The 20,101-nt window shown below is 68.6% G+C and carries 20 protein-coding genes; 12 read left to right on the plus strand and 8 right to left on the minus strand.

The window, feature by feature from the left end; genetic code table 11:
- Nucleotides 1-14 precede the first annotated feature (14 nt).
- On the minus strand, nucleotides 15-1,175 hold the full coding sequence (galK, locus tag QCD75_RS11850) for a galactokinase (protein ID WP_301228809.1): 1,161 nt from the start codon (nucleotides 1,173-1,175) through the stop codon (nucleotides 15-17).
- An 85-nt stretch (nucleotides 1,176-1,260) separates the two neighbouring features.
- On the opposite strand from galK, the gene QCD75_RS11855 reads away from it, so the two are divergent.
- From QCD75_RS11855 to QCD75_RS11870, 4 genes are read left to right on the plus strand one after another with little or no spacing between them, the layout of a single operon-like run.
- Nucleotides 1,261-2,259, plus strand: a complete 999-nt coding sequence (locus tag QCD75_RS11855) for an aldose 1-epimerase family protein (RefSeq protein WP_301228811.1) — start codon at nucleotides 1,261-1,263, stop codon at nucleotides 2,257-2,259.
- A gap of 48 nt (nucleotides 2,260-2,307) precedes the next feature.
- Nucleotides 2,308-3,570 carry an AI-2E family transporter gene (locus tag QCD75_RS11860; protein ID WP_301228813.1) on the plus strand — a complete coding sequence of 421 codons (1,263 nt, stop codon included), beginning with the start codon at nucleotides 2,308-2,310 and terminating at the stop codon, nucleotides 3,568-3,570.
- 45 nt (nucleotides 3,571-3,615) lie between these two features.
- Nucleotides 3,616-4,854: a threonine ammonia-lyase gene (ilvA, locus tag QCD75_RS11865; protein ID WP_226759290.1), complete on the plus strand. Its 1,239-nt coding sequence runs from the start codon at nucleotides 3,616-3,618 to the stop codon at nucleotides 4,852-4,854.
- A gap of 8 nt (nucleotides 4,855-4,862) precedes the next feature.
- The gene (locus tag QCD75_RS11870; protein WP_301228846.1) at nucleotides 4,863-5,486 is read left to right on the plus strand and encodes a rhomboid family intramembrane serine protease; all 624 of its coding nucleotides are present in this window, start codon (nucleotides 4,863-4,865) and stop codon (nucleotides 5,484-5,486) included.
- 158 nt (nucleotides 5,487-5,644) lie between these two features.
- Here the strand turns inward: QCD75_RS11870 and greA are convergent, their stop codons facing one another.
- Nucleotides 5,645-6,139: a transcription elongation factor GreA gene (greA, locus tag QCD75_RS11875; RefSeq protein ID WP_301228816.1), complete on the minus strand. Its 495-nt coding sequence runs from the start codon at nucleotides 6,137-6,139 to the stop codon at nucleotides 5,645-5,647.
- Between the two features lie 182 nt (nucleotides 6,140-6,321).
- Nucleotides 6,322-6,780, minus strand: coding sequence for a DUF4307 domain-containing protein (locus tag QCD75_RS11880; RefSeq protein ID WP_301228818.1), 459 nt, complete (start codon nucleotides 6,778-6,780; stop codon nucleotides 6,322-6,324).
- Between the two features lie 107 nt (nucleotides 6,781-6,887).
- Between QCD75_RS11880 and mca the strand changes: the two genes are divergently transcribed.
- The 4 genes from mca to QCD75_RS11900 all read left to right on the plus strand — a co-directional run bounded on the left by mca (nucleotide 6,888) and on the right by QCD75_RS11900 (nucleotide 11,065).
- Entirely contained in the window at nucleotides 6,888-7,793 is a 906-nt protein-coding gene (gene mca, locus QCD75_RS11885; protein WP_301228820.1) for a mycothiol conjugate amidase Mca, read from the plus strand.
- 110 nt (nucleotides 7,794-7,903) lie between these two features.
- Nucleotides 7,904-8,281: a hypothetical protein gene (locus tag QCD75_RS11890; RefSeq protein ID WP_301228821.1), complete on the plus strand. Its 378-nt coding sequence runs from the start codon at nucleotides 7,904-7,906 to the stop codon at nucleotides 8,279-8,281.
- Nucleotides 8,259-10,517 carry a thioredoxin domain-containing protein gene (locus QCD75_RS11895; RefSeq protein ID WP_301228847.1) on the plus strand — a complete coding sequence of 753 codons (2,259 nt, stop codon included), beginning with the start codon at nucleotides 8,259-8,261 and terminating at the stop codon, nucleotides 10,515-10,517. The genes QCD75_RS11890 and QCD75_RS11895 overlap by 23 nt, the downstream gene beginning before the upstream one ends.
- A complete protein-coding gene (locus QCD75_RS11900; RefSeq protein WP_301228823.1) occupies nucleotides 10,514-11,065 on the plus strand; it encodes an HAD family hydrolase in 552 nt (183 codons plus the stop codon). The genes QCD75_RS11895 and QCD75_RS11900 overlap by 4 nt, the downstream gene beginning before the upstream one ends.
- A gap of 48 nt (nucleotides 11,066-11,113) precedes the next feature.
- On the opposite strand, the gene trhA is transcribed toward QCD75_RS11900, so the two are convergent.
- Complete coding sequence (trhA, locus tag QCD75_RS11905) at nucleotides 11,114-11,836, minus strand: PAQR family membrane homeostasis protein TrhA (RefSeq protein ID WP_441005474.1); 723 nt, start codon at nucleotides 11,834-11,836, stop codon at nucleotides 11,114-11,116.
- A 156-nt stretch (nucleotides 11,837-11,992) separates the two neighbouring features.
- Between trhA and QCD75_RS11910 the strand changes: the two genes are divergently transcribed.
- Together QCD75_RS11910 and QCD75_RS11915 are read left to right on the plus strand one after the other, a co-directional pair.
- On the plus strand, nucleotides 11,993-12,754 hold the full coding sequence (locus tag QCD75_RS11910; protein WP_301228848.1) for an isoprenyl transferase: 762 nt from the start codon (nucleotides 11,993-11,995) through the stop codon (nucleotides 12,752-12,754).
- 233 nt (nucleotides 12,755-12,987) lie between these two features.
- Nucleotides 12,988-14,430, plus strand: coding sequence for a PhoH family protein (locus QCD75_RS11915; RefSeq protein WP_301228825.1), 1,443 nt, complete (start codon nucleotides 12,988-12,990; stop codon nucleotides 14,428-14,430).
- A 248-nt stretch (nucleotides 14,431-14,678) separates the two neighbouring features.
- Here QCD75_RS11915 and QCD75_RS11920 read toward each other — a convergent pair whose 3' ends face one another.
- Nucleotides 14,679-15,332, minus strand: coding sequence for a GNAT family N-acetyltransferase (locus QCD75_RS11920; protein WP_301228827.1), 654 nt, complete (start codon nucleotides 15,330-15,332; stop codon nucleotides 14,679-14,681).
- Between the two features lie 48 nt (nucleotides 15,333-15,380).
- Nucleotides 15,381-16,208: a hypothetical protein gene (locus QCD75_RS11925; RefSeq protein ID WP_301228829.1), complete on the minus strand. Its 828-nt coding sequence runs from the start codon at nucleotides 16,206-16,208 to the stop codon at nucleotides 15,381-15,383.
- A 60-nt stretch (nucleotides 16,209-16,268) separates the two neighbouring features.
- Between QCD75_RS11925 and QCD75_RS11930 the strand changes: the two genes are divergently transcribed.
- Nucleotides 16,269-16,832, plus strand: a complete 564-nt coding sequence (locus QCD75_RS11930) for a prepilin peptidase (protein WP_301228831.1) — start codon at nucleotides 16,269-16,271, stop codon at nucleotides 16,830-16,832.
- A gap of 64 nt (nucleotides 16,833-16,896) precedes the next feature.
- On the opposite strand, the gene QCD75_RS11935 is transcribed toward QCD75_RS11930, so the two are convergent.
- Nucleotides 16,897-18,528 (minus strand): MDR family MFS transporter, encoded by a 1,632-nt coding sequence (locus QCD75_RS11935; protein ID WP_301228833.1) that lies wholly within the window; start codon nucleotides 18,526-18,528, stop codon nucleotides 16,897-16,899.
- Nucleotides 18,525-19,196, minus strand: coding sequence for a TetR/AcrR family transcriptional regulator (locus tag QCD75_RS11940; protein WP_301228835.1), 672 nt, complete (start codon nucleotides 19,194-19,196; stop codon nucleotides 18,525-18,527). Before QCD75_RS11940 ends, QCD75_RS11935 begins: the two co-directional genes overlap by 4 nt.
- A 154-nt stretch (nucleotides 19,197-19,350) precedes the next feature.
- Here QCD75_RS11940 and QCD75_RS11945 point away from each other — a divergent pair, with 154 nt between their 5' ends.
- Nucleotides 19,351-20,019 (plus strand): vWA domain-containing protein, encoded by a 669-nt coding sequence (locus QCD75_RS11945; RefSeq protein WP_301228837.1) that lies wholly within the window; start codon nucleotides 19,351-19,353, stop codon nucleotides 20,017-20,019.
- Nucleotides 20,020-20,101 lie beyond the last annotated feature (82 nt).

Genomic DNA, 20,101 nt, shown 5'->3' on the forward strand with positions numbered 1-20,101 from the left:
GTGGTTAGCCCGGCCTAAGCCAGGCGCATCGCCCCTGCCGCGGGGCGGACACTGAAGATCTCCGGCGCCGCGTACCCGCCCGCCGCGAAGGCACGCTCGACGGCGGTGCGCACCGCCTGCTCGGCCGATGCCGGGGTGAGGGCGATCGAGGAACCGCCGAAGCCGCCCCCGGTCATCCGGGCACCCAGTGCCCCGGCGGAGCGGGCGGCCTCCACGGCGAGGTCCAGTTCGGGGCACGAGATCTCGAAGTCGTCCCGCATCGAGGCATGGGAGGCATCCAGCAGCGGGCCGATAGCCGCCGGACCGGTGCTCTCCAGGAGCCCTACCGTCCGGAGGACCCGTTCATTTTCCGTCACGACGTGCCGCACCCGGCGGAACGTCACCGGGTCCAGCAGGCCGCTGGCCTTGTCCAGGTCCTCCAGCCCGACGTCGCGCAGGGCCTTCACACCGAGGACCTCGGCGCCCAGTTCGCAGGCGGCACGCCGGGAGGCATAACCGCCGTCCGCGTGGGAATGCGACACCTTCGTGTCAATCACGAGCAGCACCAGTCCGGCACCTTCGGCGTCGAACGGCACCAGCCGGACGCTCTGGTCCCGGCAGTCGAGGAAGAGGGCATGTCCCGCCGCGCCGCGCAGGGACGCGGACTGGTCCATGATCCCGGTGGGGGCTCCGACGAAGTCATTTTCCGCCCGCTGCGTGGCCAGGACCATGTCCTGCACGTCCAGCCCCGCCCCGCTGAGCTCGTTGAACGCTGAAATAACGGCGCACTCGATCGCGTGGGAAGAGGACAGCCCGGCGCCGCGGGGCACGTCGGAGTCCAGCAGCAGGTCCAGGCCGCGCACCGGAAGCCCGCTCTGCTGAAGCGCCCAGAGCACACCCAGCGGGTACTTGGTCCACCCCCGCGCTGTTCCGCGGGCCAGGGAGCCGGCATCCGCCGTCGTCAATCCCTGGCTGCCGAAGGTCGACAACAGCCGGATGCGGGCGTCCGGCCGCAGGCGGACCGCTACTCGGGCCGTCCGGTCAATCGCAAACGGCAGCACAAAGCCTTCGTTGTAATCGGTATGCTCCCCGATCAGGTTGACCCGGCCGGGCGCCTGCCACACGCCGTCCGGAGCCGAGCCGAAGACGGAAGCGAACCGGGCCGCCAGCTGCCGGGCGTCGAGGGGGAGGCTCACGCAGGGCCGCCGGCGGCCATCCTGGAAATGCTGATCATGGCTCCACGGTATACGCCGCGGCGTGTGGCTGGGTACGGTGGTGACCATGAACCTGCTGCCCCCCGTTTCCCCGGAGTCCCCTCACCGCGACAGCCCCGGCGAGGGCCCCGATGCCCCCGGAGCGGACGCCTCCGCCCGGCGCTACGCCTCCGGCCGGCAGTACGAGCTGCGGCGCGGCGACGCGCTCGCGGTCATCACCGAACTCGCCGCCGGGCTGAGGCTGTACAACCGCGGCGGAACGCAGCTGACGGAAAGCTACGGGGACGCGGAGATCTCACCGGGCGCCGCCGGCATTACGCTGGCGCCGTGGGCGAACCGGGTGGAGGACGGCATCTGGTACCTCAACGGCAAGAAGCAGCAGCTGGACATCACCGAGGTGTCCCGCAACAATGCCAGCCACGGGCTGCTGCGCAACGCCTCCTATGACCTTGTGGACGAATCGGAATTCTCGGTCACCCTCGAAGCGCCCGTGTTCCCGCAGCACGGCTACCCCTTCCTGCTGCGCCACCGCGTGCGCTACGAACTGGCCGCGGACCTGGGCCTGGTGGTCCGGCAGCTGTTGATCAACGACTCCCAGGACCCGGCCCCGTTCGTCCTCGGCGCCCACCCGTACCTGCGGCTGGGGGAGCTGCCCAGCGAGGAGCTGACCGTCACCGTCCACGCCGGCACCAGGCTCGTGACGGACGGGCGCCTGATCCCGCGCGGCAAGGAACCGGTGGGCGGGGACTTCGACCTCCGAGCCGGCCGGCTGGTCGCTGAACTGGAACTCGATTCCGCCTACACGGACCTGGAGTTCGACGACGGCATCGCCCGCCACACGCTGAGTGCGGCGGACGGCCGGAGCGTGAGCCTCTGGCAGGACGCAAGCTGCGGCTACGTCCACGTTTTCGTCACCACCGAATTCCCGGGCCGCACCAAGGCGGTGGCGATCGAGCCGATGACCGGTCCGGCCAACGCCTTCAACAGCGGCGATGGACTGCGCTGGCTGCCGGCCGGGGAGCGGTTCGCCATGACGTGGGGGATCAGCGCGGCCCTGGAGCCGTGAGCGGCGGCCGGGTTTCCCATCCGGGCGGCGCTGGGGAATCATTGGGCTATGACGCCAGCTGACAATTCCGCCCCGCGAATCCGCCCCGACGCAGCCAGCGCCGCCGACAGCTTCTCCGACGGCGTCTCTGACAGCTTCCCCGACGGCGGCTCTGCCAGTGTCCCGGACAGTGACTCCGCGCCGGTGCGCGTTGTCACGGACCGCGAAATCGACCAGGACATCCCGTACGGCGTGCGGATCGCCGCATCCTGGTCCTGGCGCCTCGGACTGATCATTCTCATGGCCGCCGCGCTCGTGTGGCTGCTCAGCAGGGTCAGCTTCCTGCTGATTCCCGTGATGGTCGCCGCGCTGCTGGCCGGGCTGCTGTCACCTGTGAAGAACTGGCTCAGGAAGCGCGTCCCCAACGGGCTCGCCGTCGCCATGACCGTCGTGGGCTTCATTGGCCTGGTTGGCGGGGCCCTGGCCCTCGTGGGCCGGCAGCTCGTGTCCGGCTTCGCCGAGCTCTGGAGCGAGGCCCTGACCGGAGTCCAGAAAATCCAGGTCTGGCTCGCGGACGGCCCCCTGCACCTCACCGCTGCCCAGATCGACCAGTACCTGAAAGAGGGAACCGCCGCGCTGCAGAACAACAGCAGCAGCATTCTCAGCGGCGCGCTGTCCTTCGGGAGCACCGCCGGGCACTTCGCGGCCGGCATGATCCTGGCGCTGTTCATCCTCATCTTCTTCCTGCTGGAAGGCGATCGCATCTGGTCCTTCCTGGTGCGGCTGCTGCCCCGGAAGGCCCGCGCCGCGGCGGACGGGGCCGGCCGGGTGGGTTGGTCCTCCATGGTGAGCTACGTCCGGGTCCAGATGCTCGTCGCCTTCGTGGACGCGGTCGGCATTGGGGTGGGGGCGGCGATCCTCGGCGTGCCGCTGGCGCTTCCGCTGGGGGTACTGGTGTTCCTCGGATCGTTCATCCCGATCGTCGGCGCCCTGGTGACCGGCGCCGTCGCGGTGCTGCTGGCCCTGGTCGCCAACGGGTGGGTAAATGCCCTGATCATGCTGGGGGTGGTGCTGCTGGTCCAGCAACTGGAAAGTCACATCCTTCAGCCGCTGATCATGGGCAAGGCGGTCAAGCTGCACCCGGTGGCCGTCATCCTGGCCGTCGCCGCCGGTTCCTACCTCGCCGGAATTCCCGGAGCACTGTTCTCGGTCCCCATCCTCGCCGTAGCAAACTCGTCGATTCGCTACATTGCCGGCAGAACGTGGGAACATGAAAGTGCGCTGGCACCCGCGGGCCGGCAGGGCATCCCTGCCCCCGGATCCACCCCCTGAGCCGAAGACCGAACAAAAGACAGATCCGAAGAAGGAGACTAGTTCGTGAACACCCTTGAGAGCCTGCCCGTCACGCTGGACGATGTCCTGGAGGCGCAGAAGCTGCTCGACGGGATTATTACGCGGACGCCGGTTGAATCCTCCCGTGCCCTCGGCAGCATGGTCGGCGGCGAGGTCTTCCTCAAGTGCGAGAACCTGCAGCGGGCCGGATCCTTCAAGGTCCGGGGCGCCTACGTCCGGATGGCCAAGCTCTCCCCGGCGGAAAAGAAGCGCGGCGTCGTGGCGGCCTCGGCCGGCAACCACGCCCAGGGTGTGGCCGTCGCCGCCAAAAGCCTGGGCATCAAGGCCCGGATCTACATGCCGCTGGGTGTCGCCCTGCCCAAACTCGCCGCCACCCGCAGCCACGGGGCAGAGGTGGTCCTGCACGGCCACAACGTCGACGAGGCCCTCGCGGAAGCGAAGCGCTACGCGGACGAGACCGGCGCCGTTTTCGTCCACCCCTTCGACGACGTCGACGTCGTCGCCGGCCAGGGCACCGTCGGACTCGAAATCCTCGAACAGATCCCCGACGTCGACACCATCCTGATGGGCGTGGGCGGCGGCGGGCTCCTCGCCGGCGTCGCCGTGGCCGTGAAGGCCAGGGCCAAGGAACTGGGCCGGGAGATCCGGATCATCGGTGTCCAGGCCGAAAACGCGGCCGCCTACCCGCCCTCGCTTGCCGCAGACGCCCTCGTGCCGCTCAAACGGGTCTCCACCATGGCCGACGGCATTGCCGTCGGCCGGCCCGGCCAGCTGCCCTTCAGCATCATCCGGGAACTCGTCGACGACGTCGTCACTGTCAGCGAGGACGCCCTGGCCCGGGCGCTCATTTTCCTGCTGGAACGCGCCAAGATGGTCGTCGAGCCCGCCGGTGCGGTGGGCGTCGCGGCGCTGATGGAAGGCAAGATCGAGAACCCCGGTACCGTGGCCGTGGTGCTCTCGGGCGGCAACATCGACCCGATGCTGATGCTCAAGGTCATCCAGCGCGGCCTCTCCGCCGCGGGCCGGTATATGACCGTGCGGATGATGCTGGACGACCGGCCCGGTTCGCTGGCAACGATCGCCCGGATCATCGCCGAGAACGATGCCAACGTGACCGGCCTGGACCACACCCGGGTGGGCGGCTCGATCAGCATGGGCGATGTGTCCATCACCGTGAACCTGGAGACGAAGGGCCACGAACACTGCGAGCAGGTCCTCGCGGCGCTCCGGGCCGAAGGCTTCCAGCCGATCGTGGTGCACTAGGCACCATGATGCTGGACCCCGCCCGGAACGGCACCCCACGCACCGGAGACACCGCAGCGGGCCGCGCCCGCACGGGGCTGCTGGTGGTGGGACTGTTCGTGCTGGTGCTCTACCTCATCGAGATCATCAACACCCTGATGCTCCATTCGCTCAACCGCACCTTTGGCCTGCGCCCGCGCAACCTCGACGGGATCCTGGACATCCTGACGTTCCCGCTGCTGCACGCCAATCTGGCGCACTTGTTCTCCAACACGCTGCCGCTGATTGTTTTCGGGTTCCTGGTGCTGCTCTCCGGGCTGCGGGTGTTCTTCACAACCCTGTCCCTGAGCTGGCTGGCCTCCGGGGTGGTGGTGTGGCTGATCGGCGGCTTCAACATCACAGTCGGGGCGTCCGGCCTGGTTTTCGGGCTCTTCGCGTTCCTGCTGGTGCGGGGCTTCTTCAACCGCAACTGGTGGCAGATCCTGCTTTCCGTGGTGCTGTTCCTGACCTACGGCGGGGTCCTGTTCGGGATCCTGCCCACCGTGGCGAGCTTCGTTTCCTGGCAGGCGCACCTGGGCGGGGCGATCGGCGGGGTGCTGGCCGCCCTGCTCCTGAGCGTCCCGCGGGCGGGAACGCTGCGCGCCGGGCACTAAGCACCCACGCACCAGCACCCACGCACCAGCGCCCCGGGTAGCGCCAGTCCGGGCAACGGCCTCAGCCCTGCGGCGGCAACAAACAACGACGCCGGCCCTCCCGCTAAGGGGAGGGCCGGCGTCGTTCGCTGCAGGGCCGCAGCGGTGTCCTTAGCGTATTAGCCGACGTACGGTTTGGCGGAGATGATCTCCACCGTGATGACCTTGCCGTTCGGGGCGGTGTAGCTGAGCTGGTCGCCCTGCTTGTGGCCGACGATGGCTGCGCCGAGGGGGGACTTCTCGCTGAAGACGTCGAGCTCGGAGTCTCCGGCGATTTCCCGTGAGCCGAGCAGGAAGCTTTCCTCGTCCCCTGCGATCTTGGCAACGACGATCATGCCGGGCTCGACGATTCCGTCGTCGGCCGGGGATTCGCCCACGTGGGCGTCCCGGAGCAGCGCGGTGAGCTGGCGGATGCGGGCTTCGATCTTGCCCTGCTCCTCCTTGGCCGCGTGGTAGCCGCCGTTTTCCTTGAGGTCGCCTTCCTGGCGCGCGGCCTCGATCTTCTGGACGATTTCCGCCCGGCCGGGGCCGGAGAGGTGGTCCAGCTCTGCCTTCAGGCGGTCAAAAGCTTCCTGGGTGAGCCAAGCTGCAGTTGCGCTGTTGGTGGTAGACACGGACTTCTCCTTCATGGTCAAACAAACAAAGACCCCGCTACGGTGGCCACTTATGGGACTCAGTAACCAGCTCAGCGGGGGAAAGGTATTGATCCATTGTAGTCAATCCTGTGGATAAACCAAAGAACGCTGGGATGTGGATCACACCGTGTTACCGTGGCCGACGCAGCAGCCCGGGGGGCCTACCTGGCGGCGTCGGGAATCCAGCAGCTGTCGACGATGCCGGACACGGCCTGGGACTCCGTGTGCAATGTCGCCCGCTGGGCCGTGGTGCGTCCGCCGTCGGAGCCGGCATCGGCGGCGTTCGGGGGGATGTCCACTACCTTCCAGCCCACCACGGCGAACTTGGAGTCCAACGCCTTGACAGCGCATTTGGCGGCGGTGCCTGGTTCCTTGGTGACCTCGAAATCGACCTCAGTGAGGGTGGCGTCCGGCGTGCTGTAGCCGATGTCCTTGTAGGTGACCGTGGCCGTGGCATTCGACGTCGAGATCCAGGCCATAAAGGCCATCCCGGCCACCAGGGCCAGGATCAGGACGTTCCGTTTGGCCTTGCCGGTGAGTGTTCGCTTTTGGCCGCCGTAGCGATTGGCTAGGGTGGGAGATGCCGGCGCAGTCGCGGCAGGCTGATCCTGGGAAGTCACCAGTCCAGTTTAGTGTGGATCCGGCGGGGAAATGTCCGTTCGTCCGGGCCACCCGCAGAAGCACGCCCCTAACAGCACACCTATAGACAAAGAGGAGCCGTCCCACGATGACAGCGTCCACCAGCCCGTCAGCGCCGCTTCGACTGTTGGCTGTCCATGCTCATCCCGACGACGAATCCAGCAAGGGCGCTGCCACGATGGCGATGTACGCCGCGGCCGGCATCGATGTCCTGGTGGCCACCTGCACCGACGGTTCCCGCGGTGACATCCAGAACCCGGCGATGGCGGGCGAGCCGCACCCCAAGCGCGACATGGCCGGCGCGCGCCGGCTGGAGATGGAGCACGCCGCCAAGGTCCTGGGCGTCCGCCAGCGCTGGCTTGGCTTCGTCGATTCGGGGCTGCCGGAAGGCGATCCGCTGCCGCCGCTGCCGGTCGGCTCCTTCGCCACGCTGCCGCTGGAACGGGCGGCCGCCCCGCTGGTCCGGCTGGTACGCCGGTTCAAGCCGCAGGTAATCCTGAGCTACGACGAGAACGGCGGCTATCCGCACCCGGACCACATCATGGCGCACCGGGTCGCCGTCGAGGCCTTCGAAGCCGCCGGGGATCCGGCCCGCTACCCGGGAACGGGGGACGCCTGGGCGCCGGGCAAGCTGTACTACGACCGTGCTTTCAGCCCCGAACGGTTCCGCGCCCTGCACTTCGCGCTGGAGAAATCCGGCCTGCAGTCGCCCTATGCGGAACGGCTCGCGGCGTGGCTGGAAGCCGACGCCGAGGGCCACACCCCGCCCGCGCCGACACACCCCACCACGACCCAGATCGAGTGCGGCGACTTCTTTGAAGCACGCGACGATGCGCTGCGTTCCCACCGCACCCAGGTTGACCCGGAAGGGTTCTTCTTCGCCGTCTCGCCGGCGATGCAGCGCCGCGTCTGGCCGTGGGAGGACTACTCGCTGATCCAGTCCAGGGTCCCCGCAGAGTTGCCTGAAAAGGACTTCTTCGCCGGACTAAGATAGACCCATCAGGCCTTTTCTATGACGCGTAGAAGTCGTCGTGGAAACCGTTCCGGCCCGGCCGCCAGCAGTGGCGTCGGGTTGCCATTCAGCCCCCATAGAAGGTCCTCACCGTGTATTCCTCGCTCATCGCCCTGGCAACAACTCCGGCGCCCACCCCTACGCCGTCGCTGCGCCCGGGACTGTCCCAGGACCAGGTGACGCCCGGCCTGCTGGGCTTCCTCCTGACCGCCTTCATCGTGGTGCTGACGGCCCTGCTGATCGTCGACATGGTCCGGCGCATCCGCCGCGTCCGCTACCGCGCCCAGGTGGAGGAGGAACGCGCCGCACAGGCTACCGGGGACGCTCCGCCGGCAGCCAACGCCGGAACGGTGGCCCCAGGGGTGCAGGATCCGTCCGCCAAGCCCGGCAGCCGTCCGGAAGTTGGCAACCGTCCGGAAGTTGGCAACCGTCCGGAAATTAATGGCGATGCCGGGCCGGGAAACCGCTGACGGCGGCACGACCCCGCGCTTCCCCGAGGCCGCCAACGCCTTGGGCGGAGAACCCTCTGCCTACCTTCGGCAGCACGCCAGCAACCCCGTGCACTGGCGGCCCTTCGGGGACGAGGCTTTTGCCTTCGCCGCCGCCCGCGATGTTCCGGTCTTCCTCTCCGTCGGCTATGCGGCCTGCCACTGGTGCCACGTCATGGCCCGGGAATCCTTTGAAGACCCGGACACCGCGGACTTCCTGAACGCCAACTTCGTCGCCGTGAAGGTGGACCGTGAAGAGCGCCCCGATGTGGACGCCGTCTACCTGGCCGCGACCCAGGCGATCAGCGGCCAGGGCGGCTGGCCCATGTCCGTTTTCCTGCTTCCTGACGGCCGCGCGTTCCATGCCGGCACCTATTTTCCGCCCCGTCCGCTGCCGGGCAGGCCCTCCCTCCGCCAGGTGCTCGAGGCCGTGGTGGAGGCCTGGCGGGAGCGCCGGGACGCCGTGGAACAGAACGCCGAGGCGCTGGCCCGCGGCCTCGCTGCGTCGCAGCTGGGCGCCGCCGTACGGCTGGACGGTGTGCCTGCGCCGGTCGATCCGTCACTGCCCGGGGAGGCCGTGCGCGCGCTGGCAGACTCCGAAGACCCGTCCGGCGGCGGTTTCGGCGACGCACCGAAGTTCCCGCCCTCGGCGGTGCTGGAATTCCTGATCCGGCACGCTGCCGCCCCCGCGGGGGCCGGCCGGACCTCGGGGGCCGCCGGCCCGGGGACCCCGGACCAGGCCCGCGATCTGGCGGGCCGGACGCTCGCCGCGATGTCGCGTTCGGCCCTGTTCGACCAGCTCGGCGGCGGCTTCTCCCGCTATTCGGTGACCCGGGACTGGTCCGTGCCGCACTTCGAGAAGATGCTCTACGACAACGCCCAGCTGTTGCGCGTCTACGTCCACTGGGTCAGGCTGGGCGGCACCGCCGGCTATCCGGCAGCGGAAGCAGCCGACGTCGCCGGCCGCACCGCCGGCTGGCTGCTCGCCTCGCTGGGGCTCGGCACGGAAAACACCGGCCATGACGCGCTGACCGGGACGGTCGGTGGGCTTCCCGAGGCTCTGGCCTCGTCGCTCGACGCCGACACGGTCGTGGCCGGCGTCCACTCCGAGGGCGCCAGCTACCTCTGGACCCCGGCAGGGCTGGCAGCCGTCCTGGGCCCCGGTGACGGCGCCGCCGTCGCGCGGCTTATGAATGTCCGCCCCCGCGGCACCGTCTCCGCGGACGGCTCACCGCTGCACCCCGGCCGTGCACTCAGTTCCGCCGAGGCGGACCTGTGGCGGCGGGCCCGGCCGGCGCTGCTCGCCGAACGTTCCCGCCGGCCCCAGCCCGCCCGCGACGACAAAGTCGTGGCCGGCTGGAACGGGCTGGCCGTCGCGGCCCTGGCCGAAGCCGGTGCGGTGCTGGGGCAGCCCCTGCTGGTGGCCGCAGCCGGGCGCATCGCGGCCTACCTGGAACGCGTGCACTGGCGGCCGGGTGCCGCGGGCGCGGCCGGCACGCTGATCCGGGTCTCCCATGACGGCCTGGCCTGGGGGATCGGCGGCCTGCTGGAGGATTACGCTTTTTCTGTTGAGGGGCTGATCGCGCTCTACGCGGTCTCGGGCCGGACCCGCTGGTACCGGCTGGCGGAGGACATTCTGACGGCGGCCTGTGCGCGGTTCACGACGGACGGCGCGCTCACAGACACGGCGGGGGAGTCGGAACAGGTGTCCAACGCCCAGGGCGGGCGCGCGCCGCTGGAGCTCTTCGACAATGCCGCGCCCAGCGGAGCCGCCGCGTTCGCCGGCGCACTGCTGTCCTGCTCGGCGCTCTCCGGTTCCGCTGAACACCGCGCCCTCGCCGGCAACATCCTTTCGGTGCTGCCACCGCTGGCCACCCGAGCGCCGCGGGCGGCAGGGTGGCTGCTCGCGACGGCGCAGTCCGCGCTCGCCGGCCCGGTGGAGGCCGCCGTCGTCGGTCCGGACACACCGGAGCGGGCGGCGCTGCACCGCGAGCTGCTGCTCTCTCCCAGCCCCGGGCTGGCGGTCGCCCTGCGGGACGACACACTTGCCCCCGGCGCGGCGCGGGAGGACGACGGGGGCGGCGTGCCGCTGCTTCGCGGCCGCGGCGCCGCCCCCGACGGACGACCCCTGGTCTACCTGTGCCGCGGGATGGTCTGCGGGCTTCCCGTCGGCACTCCCGGCGAGGTGCGGGAGCGGCTGGCCAGGATGGCGGAATGACTTGTCACGACGGTTTCGAACTTGTGGGTTTCGACTGCGACGGCCTGCTGGTCGACTCCGAAGTGATCGCCGTCAGGGTGGACCTGCTGGTCCTCGCCGACCTCGGCTGGGAGCTGGAACGGGAAGAGATTGTGGAGCGCTTCGTGGGCAGGAGCGAGGCCGACCTCATCGCCGCGGTCGAAGAGCAGCTGGGTATCGAACTGGGCGAAGGCTGGGACCGGAAGTACGAACCCTGGTACCGGACGGCCTTCGAGCGCGACCTCGCGGCGGTCGACGGCGTCGAGGAAACGCTCGACGGGCTGTGCTGGTCCCGCACTGCGTCGACTCCAGCGGGAGCCATGCCAGGATGCGGCGCACGCTCGGGCAGACCGGACTCTGGCACCGTTTCGAGGGCCGGACACGGCGTCCAGGCGGCCCGCTCGGCCGGGATGCATGTCTTCGCCTACGCCGGCGGCGTGACCCCGGCGGGGCGGCTGGAAGGACCCGGCACCACCGTGCTCCATGACATGCGGCAACTGCCCGGCCTCATCGACGCCGGACGGCCCTGACGCAGCGGCCGCGACGACACAGTCCCGGGCACGCCGCCGTCGGGGACATCAGCTCAGGACGGCGATGGCGATCGCGATGTAGTGGGCAGCGAAGGCAAATACGGTGAGGGCGTGGAACAGTTCGTGGAAGCCGAAGTGTTCGTAGCTGAAGTTCGGCTTCTTCAGCGCGTAGAAGACGGCGCCGGTGATATAGAGGGCGCCGCCAACACAGATCAGCACGGCGGAGGCAACGTTGGCGGCGAAGAAATCCGGCAGGTAGAACAACGCGCCGCAGCCCAGGGCGATGTAGATCGGGACATAGAGCCAGCGCGGGGCGTGGGTCCACAGCAGGCGGAACAGCACGCCGAGGATGGCTCCGGTCCAGATCACCCACAGCAGCACTTCGGCTTTGGGCCGGTCCAGGAGGGCCCAGGCCAGCGGCGTGTAGCTCCCGGCGATCACCAGCATGATGTTCGTATGGTCCAGCCGCTTCAGCACGATCTTGACCCCCGGGGACCAGTTGCCCCGGTGGTAGATGGCGCTGATCCCGAACAGCAGGACCCCGGTGAAGGCGTATATGGCAGAGGCGATCTTCAGGTCCGGCGTGGGAGCAAGAATCACCAGCACCAGGCCGGCGGCCAGCGCCAGCGGAGCCGTCACGGTGTGGATCCAGCCGCGCCATTTGGGTTTGATCATCAGGAGTTCTGCCAGCCGGACCGCGGCGTCGTCCATCGGGCCGGATTTGCGGTCCGCAGGCTGCTCCGGCCGCGGCTCGGGACTGTTGCTTTCCATGCCGCAATAATAAACTACGGTCCAGTAAGTTACCCGCGGGTAGCACGTTTTTATGGGCAACATCGCAACGTCACTGCGCCCCGGCCCGCACTCCGGCGGGTAGCCTAGGATGTGCACAGCAGAGTCGTACTTCAAGGAAGCCAGGTGAATCTCCGGATGGAAATGCCCGGGTTCCTCTATGGCTTCTACGAGCGCAAGCTGCAGCGGTCCCTGGACCCGGAGCGCATCCCGAGGCACATCGGCGTCATGGTCGACGGCAACCGGCGCTGGGCCCGGCAGTTCAACGCCCCGACCAGCCAGGGGCACCAGGCCGGCGCCGACAAGATCCACGAATTCCTCGGCTGGTGCCAGGAACTCGGCATCAAAGTGGTCACCCTGTACATGCTCTCCACGGACAACATGAACCGATCGGGCGAGGAACTCGATCTGCTCATGGGCATCATCGCCAACACCCTGGACCGGCTGGACGAGGACGCCGAAATTTCGGTCCACGCCATGGGGGTCCCGGAACTGCTGCCCGACTACCTCGCCGCCCGGCTCAACCGGCTCACGGCCCGCACCCCCGCGCGTGAGAAACTCCACGTCAATGTCGCCGTCGGCTATGGGGGACGCCGCGAAATCGTCGACGCCGTCCGCGAACTGCTGCACGATGCCGTCGCCCGGGGCGCGGACATTGGAAAACTGGCCGATGACCTCAGCGTCGATGACATCTCGCGGTTCCTCTATACCCGCGGCCAGCCCGATCCGGACCTCGTGATCCGGACGTCCGGGGAGCAGCGCCTTTCCGGTTTCCTGATGTGGCAAAGCGCGTACAGCGAGTTCTACTTCTGCGAAGCGCTGTGGCCGGCCTTCCGGAAAGTGGACTTCCTCCGTGCCCTCCGCGACTACGCGGGGCGGCAGCGCCGCTATGGCTCCTGAGCCGTCATCCGGTGTTCACACGATGGCAACAAGAATCGCCGAAAAATTGGCATCAAAACGTCGTACCCCGGACGTACGTTAATCCCATCAGCAGGCAAACCGCCGGCTGATCGGGGAGGCCAGTACATGGAGCGGAAGTTCGCACCGGGTGTAAGGGAGGCCGCGTCCGGCCTCTTGGCCGAGCCGCCTCACCAATAACAATTCCGGGCATGCGCCCCGGGGCTGGAGTCGATGTGGCTATTTCTGAACAACTGCCCGACGTCGTGACCGACCAGGGACAGAAAGCTACCTCTCGCGCCAAGCGAGCCACCTCAACGACCGGTGCAGCCCATAGCGGTGCTGCAGCCGGTCTTGCTGTTTCCGGGGAAGGGACAGCAAACATCGAACCGGCCCGGAGTTTCGTCATCGACACCTCGGTGCTGCTCTCGGACCCCCGGGCCCTGTTGCGCTTCGCGGAGCACGAAGTGATCCTGCCGATCGTCGTCATCACCGAACTCGAAGGCAAACGGCACGACCCCGAGCTCGGCTATTTCGCCCGCAAGGCGCTCAGGCTCCTCGATGACCTGCGGGTCGAGCACGGCGGACTCGACCGTCCCATCCCGCTCGGCCACGACGGCGGCACCCTCATGGTGGAGCTGAACCACATCTCCGCCGAGGTGCTCCCGGCCGGCTTCCGCGGCGGGGACAACGACAGCCGGATACTCGCCGTCGCCAAGAACCTCGCCAACGAGGGCCGGGACGTCACGGTGGTGTCCAAGGACCTCCCGATGCGCGTCAAGGCCTCGGCCATGGGGCTGCAGGCCGACGAGTACCGCAACGAACTCGTCAAGGATTCGGGCTGGACCGGCGTCGCGGAAATCGACGCAAGCGAGGAGGAAGTCTCCACGCTCTACGGCCATGAGCCGGTCTTCATCCCGGAAGCGGCCGAGATGCCGACGAACACCGGCCTGGTGCTGCTCTCCCAGCGGGGATCCGCCCTTGGCCGGGTGGGGGCCGACAAACAGGTCCGCCTCGTGAAGGGCGACCGCGACGTGTTCGGGCTGCACGGCCGTTCGGCCGAACAGCGGCTGGCCATCGACCTGCTGATGGACCCCTCCGTGGGCATTGTGTCCCTCGGCGGGCGTGCCGGCACCGGCAAGTCCGCGCTGGCCCTGTGCGCGGGCCTCGAAGCCGTCCTGGAACGCCAGGAGCACCGCAAGGTGATTGTCTTCCGGCCGCTCTATGCGGTGGGCGGGCAGGAGCTGGGCTACCTGCCCGGCTCCGAGGCGGAGAAAATGAACCCGTGGGCGCAGGCCGTCTTCGACACGCTCGGTGCCCTCGTCAGCCAGGAGGTCGTGGAGGAAGTGATGGACCGCGGCATGCTCGAGGTGATGCCGCTGACCCACATCCGCGGGCGGTCGCTGCATGACGCGTTCGTCATCGTGGACGAGGCCCAGTCGCTCGAAAAGAACGTGCTCCTGACCGTGATGAGCCGGATCGGGCAGAACTCCAAGATCGTCCTGACCCACGACGTCGCCCAGCGCGACAACCTCCGGGTCGGCCGGCACGACGGCGTTGCCGCCGTCGTCGAGACGCTCAAGGGCCACCCGCTCTTCGGCCACGTCACCCTCACCCGCTCGGAGCGCTCGCCGATCGCGGCGCTGGTGACGGATCTGCTGGAGGGGGCGGAGATCTAGGGCCCGTCCCGTCTGGGGCCGTGGGGCGGCGGCGGGGCGGATCACGTTCGCATGGCGGCGGTGTCCCGCCGTCGCTTAGACACCTCCCGCCGCTGCGCTGCGGTCGCTGGGCGACCTCCGCTTCGCTTTGGTCGGCGATGCGCTCCTTTGCGGAACACCGCCGCCACGCCTGCAGTCTGCCGTCGCGATGCGCTCCTTTGCGAAGGACCGTGGTCCGGCGTGTGCACCCGTCACCTTTTCGGAACTCTTTACTGCGGGTCGATCGCCAGGTATCTGGCCGTGGCTTCGTGGCCTTCCACCTGCAGCTGCCAGTCGGGGCGCTTGAAGACGGCCGGGGTGAGGCGGACTTTCTGGGCTTCCTGGCATTGGCCGCCCCAGGTGACGCGGGTGACGCCGTTGAGTTCGTAGCCGAGGGACCGGGAGACGCCGAGGGACTGCAGGTTCCAGACGGCCGCCTCGGATTCCGCGACCTCCGCACCGAGCCAATCGAAGGCATAGAGGGCGACTGCGGCGCGCATCTCCTTGCCCAGACCCCGGCCCTGCACGCTCTGCCTCAGCCAGGAACCCGTGCCGACGGTTTTCAGGGTGGCGAAGTCGCTGGCCGCGACGTCCTGGCAGCCGATGAATGCGCCCTCGTGCCAGATGCCCAGCAGCAGGGTCCATTCCCCGGGCGACATGGTGCCGCGGCACCGCCAGTACCACTGCGCCATGTTGCGGCCGAGCTCCTCGGCCGGGGCCTCCGCCCACGGCCTGCTGAAGGGGCTGCGGCCCGGTTGGTGGATGCCGCTCAGGGCCGCCTCCGCAGCCGCAGGGATTTCCTCGTCGCGGATGGGCCGCAGCACCAGTCGGGGTGTGGTCAGGGTGAGGCCGAAGGGCGGCCAGTAGGGGGCGAGCTCAGTCATCCCGGAAGCCTAGCGGCGCGGCCCGCGCTCAGCCAGTCACACGCGCCCTCAGCCGGCCGGGAGTTCCCAGCTGATGTGCCGGCGGACATCCGTGAGGTTCATGGACTCGGCGAGGAACAGGTCATCCAGCATGTACTCGTCCACGGCGAGGATCCGGAGCCAGTGCCCGTACTCCTCCGGCCCGTTCCCTTCCCGTCCGCCGTCCAGCCAGTGGCTCGCCACGCAAACTCCCGTGCCGGCGTCGATCCTCACCAGCGTGCGGCCCGGCCGGCACAACGGCGCCCCTGGGTCGCTGGGGCGGTAGCCGGGGTTGGGAGTCACGGTCGCTTCCAGAGCGGGGCGGCCTTCGTGGATCACCTCGGTGATGGGGCCCAGTTCCACGGCATTGGAATTGGGGAATTCCAGCGGCACCGGGGCATTGCCTGCCAGCTCCACCGGGTCCAGTGCCGCGGCGAAGCGCCCGTTGCCGAAGCCCGGCTCGCCATAGGCCGCTTCGGGGCGGCGCCGGACCAGGCCGCGGTCGTCGTAGACCGGGGTGACCAGCTGCGGCGGGAGCAGCCAGGTCTTCCGGGTGGAGCGGACGTAGAACACGTCGCGGGAATCGTTGATGCCGGTGGTGCTTTGCAGGACCAGGCCGTCGGCGGTTTCCAGCCGCAGGGCTCCCGGGCGGCGCAGCCACGCGCGGACCAGATCCGGGGCCGGAGCTGTTTCAGCGGGTCCGGTTTCGGCGGCGAGCGGCCGGTCCAGGTATTCAAAGCGCAGGGAGTGCCACTTCCACGGCGAGGAACGGCACAGGTTCCGGAAGGCGGCCGACTGTTCCGCAGGGTCCCCGGGCGCGCGTCGCCCGCGCGGGTTCGAGGTGTCCCATCCGGCCATATCCACAGTTTACGCGCGGGCCCGGCCATGGCAGCCGGAATTTTCAAGTAGCATCCGAGAATGATCCAACGACTCGGCGGACTCGGCGAAGCAACCCCGCTGGCCTTCTGGCTGGTTCTGCTGGCGTGCGTCTACCTGACGGTAGTGGCCGTGCGGCTCACCGTCATCGACGTCCGGCACCACCTGCTGCCGGACCGGATCGTTTTTCCGTCCTACGCCGTCGCCGCGGTGCTGTTGCTGGGGGCGGTGGTGGTCCACATCGTGTCCGGAGCGCCGGCCGCGGCCGCGGTGCCCGACGGCGGGGCCGGCCTTTTCGGGGTGCCCGGGCTGCGCGTCGTGGCCGGTGGAGCGGCACTGTGGCTGTTCTACTTCGTGCTGCGGGCCGTCTACCCGCCGGGGATGGGTTTTGGCGACGTCAAGCTCGCCGGTGTGCTCGGCATGTATCTGGGCTTCCTCGGCTGGCCGCACGTCTTTGCCGGAACCTTCGCGGCGTTCCTTCTCGGCGGACTGTGGAGCCTGGCCCTGCTGGTTTCGCGGCGCGGCACCCTGAAATCCAGCATCCCCTTCGGCCCGTTCATGCTCGCCGGCACCGCCGCGGCAATGGTGCTGCTGCCGGCCGCCTGAGGCGCGGCCGCCGCCGGCGCTTGGGCCAAACGGCGCCTGGGCAAGCCGCCGCTCACTGCCGTGGCTAGCCGGCGTTGACGGCCGAGGCACCTGCATGGCGTTCGGCCTCCAGGCGCTCTGCCTCCTCGCCGCCCACCGCCTCGCCGCGGGCCACCATGCCGGCGGTGTCCGAGAGCGGGATCTGCCTCAGGGTCAGCGCGAGCACCAGGGCGATCCCGAGGAAGGGCAGCAGGTACCAGAACACGGGAGCCAGCGAATCGGCGTAGGCGTTCACGATCGCGTCCTTGAGCTGTTCCGGGAGCTGGCTGAGGGCCTGCGGGTCCAGGGTGCGGGTGGACTGCGAGGCCTCCTCGGCCGAGGCCCCCGCCCCTGTGAACGCCCGGGCCAGTGACTCGGAAAGCCGGGCCGTGAAAATGGAACCGAAGACGGCGACGCCGAGCGAGGCGCCCACTTCCCGGAAGTAGTTGTTGGTGCTTGTGGCCGTGCCGAGCTGTTCGGCGGGGACGGAGTTCTGCACCACCAGCACAATCACCTGCATGATGGACCCCAGGCCCGCACCGAAAATGAACAGCTGGACGCAGATGATCCAGATGGGGGTCGCGGCCGTGAGGGTGGTCAGCCACAGCATCGCGGCAATGGTGAGGGTGGCCCCAAGGATCGGGAACATCCTGTACTTGCCGGTCTTGGAGATACGGATGCCGGAGAAGATGGCCATGCCCATCAGCCCCACCATCATGGGCAGCATCAGCAGGCCGGATTCCGCTGCCGAGGTGCCGGAGGACATCTGCAGGAACGTGGGGACGAACGCGATGGCGGCAAACATGCCCAGGCCCAGGGTGAAGCCAATCGCCGTGGAGTTCACGAAGATCCGGTTCCGGAACAGGCTCAGCGGGATGATGGGGTCCTCGGCCTTGCGTTCCACCAGGACGAAGGCGGTGGCGGCCAGCACCGTGCCGGCGCCGAAGGCCCAGGTCAGCGGGGAATCCCAGCCTTCATCCTTCTTGCCGCCGAAATCGGTGAAGAAGATCAGGCAGGTGGTTGCCGCGGACAGCAGCAGCACGCCCAGGATATCGATCCGTTTGTTGGCTTTTTTGTTGGGCAGCGTCAGCGTGAACCACGCGATGGTGAACGCCGCGATGCCGATCGGGATGTTGATGTAGAACGCCCACTCCCACGTTAGGTGGTCCACGAAGTAGCCGCCCAGGAGCGGGCCGGCCACGGCGGACAGGCCGAAGATTGCGCCCAGCGGGCCCATGTACTTGCCGCGGTCCTTCGCCGGGACGATGTCCGCGATGATGGCCTGCGAGAGGATCATGAGGCCGCCGCCGCCCAGGCCCTGGACGGCCCGGAAAATCACGAAGCCCCAGAAATCCGTGGCGAAGGCGCAGCCGACGGAGGCCAGGGTGAACAGGGCGATCGCCACCAGGAACAGGTTGCGCCGGCCCAGGATGTCGCCGAACTTGCCGTAGATCGGCATGACAATCGTGGTTGCCAGCAGGTAGGCGGTGGTGATCCAGGCCTGGTGTTCCACGCCTCCGAGCTTGCCGACGATGGTGGGCATGGCAGTGGAGACAATCGTCTGGTCCAGGCTCGAGAGCAACATCCCGGCGATCAAAGCGGAGAAAATGATCCAGATACGTTTCTGGGTCAGGAGCAGCGGCTCGGCTGCTGGTGCGGTGCTGGCGGCGGAACTCATTGGGGTCCTTCGGTGGAGGCGGACGGGGCGATGTCCAGGGGCTGGGAAAAAAGGGTGCGGGCGGCTGCCACGTTTTCAAGGAGCATGTCCCGGTATTGACGGGTGTTGCTCTCGGAGAAGTAGGCTGCGCTCGTCTTCCGGGCGATGCTGCCCAGGAGCAGCACCGCCATGCGGACCACCGGATGGTCCGGGGGGACGTTTTCGCGGGCCGCGAGCATCCGCGCGAACTCGGCTTCACGCTGTTCCGAGGCGCCGATGAAGCGCAGCATGAGCTGGGGTTCCTTCTGGATGACGGCGATCAGCTGGCGGGTTTCCGCCTCGCTGGCGTTCATCTGTTCCGACAGGTCAAGGGAGAGCCGCACAAGGTCCGGCAGCAGGGTGGGGGAGATCTCGCCGGCCGGAGAGCCGGCCCCGCCCTCGATGAAGCGGCTGACCACGGCGGCCGGGAAGTCGTCGTCGACGTGCCCGATGATGGCGTCTTCCTTGGTCGGGAAGTAGTTGAAGAAGGTCCGGCGGGAGATTCCCGTCCGTTCGCAGACCTCCTCCACTGTGTAGCCGTTGAGGCCGCGCTCCGCGGTCAGGGAACGCGCGGCGGCGGTGATCGCCGCACGCGTCGCGGCGCGCTTGCGCTCCCGGAGTCCGCCTTCAATATTTGCACTTTCATTCACAGAGTAAATATTTGCACTCATTGATCATGAGTGCAAAAACGCGGCGTCATTTGGCCCGTCACCTTTTTGTCTGTACCCCGCCCTAGCCTGTTAATGTCCAGCCAGCCGCTGGCAAAAGTTGGTCCGGGTGCGCCCGGACCGGAAACGGGGAAGCATGACAGATGCTGCATTGACACAGGTTTACGTGCTCCTGGACCGGTCGGGGTCCATGAGCGCCATTGCCGACGACACGGTGGGCGGGTTCGCGTCCTTCGTGCGTGAGCAGCGGTCCGTGGCCGGCCGCTGCCAGCTCTCCCTGGCCCAGTTCGACGACAACTACGAACGGGTCTACGCCGCGGTGGACATCCAGGAGGTGCCTCCCCTGGACCTGCAGCCCCGTGGCTCCACCGCCCTGCACGACGCCATGGTCCGGCTGATCGGAGAGGCCGGCGAGGAACTGGCGGCCCTGCCCGAGGACCAGCGCCCGGGGACGGTGCTGGTGGCAGTCCTGACCGACGGCCATGAGAACGCCTCACGGGAGGCGACGGGCCCGATGGTGAAGGCCCTCGTCGAGCGACAGCAGAGCCAGTGGGGCTGGCAGTTCACGTATCTGGGAGCCAACCAGGACGCCGTGCTGACGGCGCACGGGCTGGGCATCCGGGCCGAGGACGCGCTGACGTACGCGGCCGGCAACGTGGACGCAGCCTTCTCCGGGCAGTCGGCCAAGACCCGCAGGCTGAGGGAGGCCCGCCTGGCCGGTGCCAGCATGGCGGACGCCGCCGCTGCTGCGGCCTACACCGCCGAGGAGCGGCGGGCCGCCGGGGGAGAGGCACCGCCGCTCTAGGCCTGCGCGGCCAGCAGACAAAACAGCGGCCGGCGCCTTTCGCTGGAAAGGTGCAGGCCGCCGTCGGAGGCCGGGGGGGGCG

It is taken from the genome of Arthrobacter sp. PsM3 (assembly GCF_030433895.1).
Taxonomy (GTDB): domain Bacteria; phylum Actinomycetota; class Actinomycetes; order Actinomycetales; family Micrococcaceae; genus Arthrobacter.

Excerpts from the sequence above, each read along its gene's own strand:
- QCD75_RS11855 (WP_301228811.1), top strand. The coding sequence starts at position 1,261 with ATGAACCTGCTGCCCCCCGTTTCCCCGGAGTCCCCTCACCGCGACAGC.
- QCD75_RS11860 (WP_301228813.1), top strand. The coding sequence starts at position 2,308 with ATGACGCCAGCTGACAATTCCGCCCCGCGAATCCGCCCCGACGCAGCC.
- QCD75_RS11870 (WP_301228846.1), top strand. The coding sequence starts at position 4,863 with ATGCTGGACCCCGCCCGGAACGGCACCCCACGCACCGGAGACACCGCA.
- mca (WP_301228820.1), top strand. The coding sequence starts at position 6,888 with ATGACAGCGTCCACCAGCCCGTCAGCGCCGCTTCGACTGTTGGCTGTC.
- QCD75_RS11895 (WP_301228847.1), top strand. The coding sequence starts at position 8,259 with ATGCCGGGCCGGGAAACCGCTGACGGCGGCACGACCCCGCGCTTCCCC.
- QCD75_RS11900 (WP_301228823.1), top strand. The coding sequence starts at position 10,514 with ATGACTTGTCACGACGGTTTCGAACTTGTGGGTTTCGACTGCGACGGC.
- trhA (WP_441005474.1), bottom strand. The coding sequence starts at position 11,836 with ATGGAAAGCAACAGTCCCGAGCCGCGGCCGGAGCAGCCTGCGGACCGC.
- QCD75_RS11910 (WP_301228848.1), top strand. The coding sequence starts at position 11,993 with ATGGAAATGCCCGGGTTCCTCTATGGCTTCTACGAGCGCAAGCTGCAG.
- QCD75_RS11920 (WP_301228827.1), bottom strand. The coding sequence starts at position 15,332 with ATGACTGAGCTCGCCCCCTACTGGCCGCCCTTCGGCCTCACCCTGACC.
- QCD75_RS11925 (WP_301228829.1), bottom strand. The coding sequence starts at position 16,208 with ATGGCCGGATGGGACACCTCGAACCCGCGCGGGCGACGCGCGCCCGGG.
- QCD75_RS11930 (WP_301228831.1), top strand. The coding sequence starts at position 16,269 with ATGATCCAACGACTCGGCGGACTCGGCGAAGCAACCCCGCTGGCCTTC.
- QCD75_RS11935 (WP_301228833.1), bottom strand. The coding sequence starts at position 18,528 with ATGAGTTCCGCCGCCAGCACCGCACCAGCAGCCGAGCCGCTGCTCCTG.
- QCD75_RS11945 (WP_301228837.1), top strand. The coding sequence starts at position 19,351 with ATGACAGATGCTGCATTGACACAGGTTTACGTGCTCCTGGACCGGTCG.